Source organism: Burkholderia sp. LS-044, assembly GCF_004803625.1.
GTDB classification, from domain to species: domain Bacteria; phylum Pseudomonadota; class Gammaproteobacteria; order Burkholderiales; family Burkholderiaceae; genus Burkholderia; species Burkholderia cepacia.
In genome coordinates this window covers 1-2,475 of record NZ_SSWO01000045.1, presented here as the reverse complement: position 1 = coordinate 2,475, position 2,475 = coordinate 1, and the positions used below count along the sequence as shown (strand labels likewise).

The 2,475-nt window shown below is 64.1% G+C and carries 3 protein-coding genes; all 3 read right to left on the bottom strand.

All coding sequences use genetic code 11. The features are described 5' to 3' along the window. Nucleotides 1–44 precede the first annotated feature (44 nt). The 3 genes from E9536_RS41065 to E9536_RS41055 all read right to left on the bottom strand — a co-directional run bounded on the left by E9536_RS41065 (nucleotide 45) and on the right by E9536_RS41055 (nucleotide 2,386). Nucleotides 45–1,598: an IS66 family transposase gene (locus E9536_RS41065; protein WP_136473333.1), complete on the bottom strand. Its 1,554-nt coding sequence runs from the start codon at nucleotides 1,596–1,598 to the stop codon at nucleotides 45–47. 63 nt (nucleotides 1,599–1,661) lie between these two features. Beyond that, nucleotides 1,662–1,997, bottom strand: a complete 336-nt coding sequence (gene tnpB / locus E9536_RS41060; protein ID WP_059584666.1) for an IS66 family insertion sequence element accessory protein TnpB — start codon at nucleotides 1,995–1,997, stop codon at nucleotides 1,662–1,664. Beyond that, on the bottom strand, nucleotides 1,994–2,386 hold the full coding sequence (locus tag E9536_RS41055; protein ID WP_136473331.1) for a helix-turn-helix domain-containing protein: 393 nt from the start codon (nucleotides 2,384–2,386) through the stop codon (nucleotides 1,994–1,996). The genes tnpB and E9536_RS41055 overlap by 4 nt, the downstream gene beginning before the upstream one ends. Nucleotides 2,387–2,475: the final 89 nt, after the last annotated feature.

The window sequence follows — 2,475 nt, the reverse complement described above, 5'->3', positions numbered from 1 at the left end:
GTAAGCACCCGGTAAAGGCACCGAGGCTCGGGAGGTGCCGCTGATCAAGCCACGGCGAGCGTCCAGCGATGCGGAAGCAGCGACGCGATGTCGTTGGCACGATGCGTGGGCAGTCGGGTGAGCACGTCTTTCAGGTAGGCGTACGGATCATGCCCGTTAAGCTGCGCCGACCGGATCAGGCTCATGATCGCGGCTGCACGTTGTCCTGCGCGCAGTGAGCCGGCGAACAGCCAGTTCGAGCGGCCAGTCGCCCATGGTCGAATCTGGTTCTCCAGCCAGTTATTGTCGATGGGCACGTGCCCGTCATCGAGATAGCGCGTGAGCGCTTCCCAACGCTTCAGGCTGTAGTCGAGCGCCTTTGCGATTGCCGATCCTTCGGCAACGAGCTTGCGCTGGGTCACCATCCAGGCGTGCAACGCATCGGCAACGGGTCTGGATCGCTGCTGGCGGATGGCCTGTCTTCGATCGGGCTTCAGTTCGGCGACGTCACGCTCGACGTCGTAGAGTGCGCCGAAGTATTTCAGCGCCTGCTCGGCGATCTGGCTCTGGTGGTTGACGTGCAGCTCGTAGAATTTCCGGCGGGCGTGAGCGACGCATCCGATTTCCGTGATGCCCAGTTCGAATCCGGCCTTGTAGCCGCCATAGTCATCGCACATGAGCTTGCCGCACCACGCTCCCATGAACTTTCGGGCATGTTCGCCGGCACGGCTGCCGGCGAAGTCGTAGACCACGGCCTTCAGATCGGCGAATGGCGTCGTGCTGTACGCCCACAGGTAAGCCCGATGCGTCTTGCCCTTGCCGGGCGACAGCATCTGCACCGGCGTCTCGTCGGCGTGCAGCACGTCGCGCTGCAGGAGCTCTTCGCGAAGCGCATCGACCAGCGGTTGCAACCGTACACCGCAGATGCCGACCCACGCGCCGAGCGTCGATTGCGGGATCGCCAGGCCCGCGCGGGCAAAGATGCGTTCCTGCCGATACAGCGGCAGGTGGTCGCCGTATTTGGCAACCAGCACCTGCGCCAACAGCCCGGTGGTCGGGATACCCTTGTCGATGACGTGAGGCGGGATCGGTGCCTGGATCAGGGTCCCGCAGTGCCGACAGGCCCACTTGCCGCGGATATGCCGCTCGACCGTGAACACGCCTGGCGCATAGTCCAGCTTCTCGCTGATGTCTTCGCCCACGCGCTCCCGCTGGCAACCGCACCGGCACGTGGTGTCTTCCGGTTCGTGATGGATGTCCGTACGCGGCAGTTTCGATGGCAAGGGCACACGCTTCGGCTGTTGCCGAGGCTCAGCGGCAGTCGTGACCGGTTGAAGCTGTTCGAGTTCGGCTTCCAGTGCCGCCAGGTCTGCGTCGATCGCCTCGTCGAGCAGGCTCATCTGTTCGGCATCGAGCCGCTCGCTGCGCTTGCCGAATTGCAGGCGCTTGAGCACGGAGAGTTCGTGCGTCAGTTGATCGATACGCGTTTGCCGATACTGCAGCTCCCGCTCTCGCTCGCCAGCCTCCCGCTCTTGCTCGGTGACCTGCACGATCAGGTGCGCGGCCAACGCACGCAACTGTTCCGGGCTCAGGGCGTCGAGGTCGGTGGGCAAGTCCATGCAGGCCAGTCTGCCAGAGGCCACTCCGGCACGGAAGCGAAACTGTTTACGTCCCGGTGCGCCTCATATCACGGTAATCGCGTGATCGGGCGTTAGCGTCCGCCACGGCAGACCCGTGACCAGCGCGCGCAGTTGCTCGGCATTCAACGGCAAGGAAACCGACTGTTCACCATCGCTCCAGATGAAGCGGCCCTTGTTCAGCCGACGCGCGGCCAGCCAGATGCCCAGCCCATCGTAGACCAGCACCTTCATCCGTGTGGAATGCCGATTGGCAAACAGATACGCGTGATGCGGCCGCACTGCGCCGAACACCTTCACCACCCGGGCCAGCAACGTATCCGCACCGGAGCGCATGTCGACCGGCTCCGTCGCGAGCCAGATCGCATCGATGCGGATCATCTCAGCCAGTCCCGCAGCCACGCCGCGCACTCGACGGCCGCCGACGCCGGCCAATGCACCGTGACTATGGCGGCGCCCCGACGAACCTCGATCCGGATCTCCGACAGCCCCGCCGACGCAGACGACGCTTCCAACTGGAGCGGCACGAATGCTGCCTGCGGTGCTGCGAGTGCTTCTACGGTCGCCGGTTCGATCACGTCCGGCTTCTGCCGGGCAACGACCCAGCGACGCACAAGGTTGGCGTTCAGCCGGTAATGCAACGCGACCGCCGCGATGGATACGTTCGGCTGCATCGCCGCGCGCACGACCTTCTCCTTGAACTCGCGGCTATGCCGACGCCGTCGCGTCGGCTCTATCAGTTCCAGCCCTTCAACCTCGTTGCCTTCCATGGTGTACACGTGTCCACTTAAAAATCTGGTGGACACGATCCTCGCGGTCACGAAGCGACTGGACAAGATGACTTCACCGGGGGCTTACA

Bases quoted from the DNA above. Each gene is read 5' to 3' on its own strand.
- E9536_RS41065 (WP_136473333.1), bottom strand. From the start codon at position 1,598: ATGGACTTGCCCACCGACCTCGACGCCCTGAGCCCGGAACAGTTGCGT.
- tnpB (WP_059584666.1), bottom strand. From the start codon at position 1,997: ATGATCCGCATCGATGCGATCTGGCTCGCGACGGAGCCGGTCGACATG.
- E9536_RS41055 (WP_136473331.1), bottom strand. From the start codon at position 2,386: ATGGAAGGCAACGAGGTTGAAGGGCTGGAACTGATAGAGCCGACGCGA.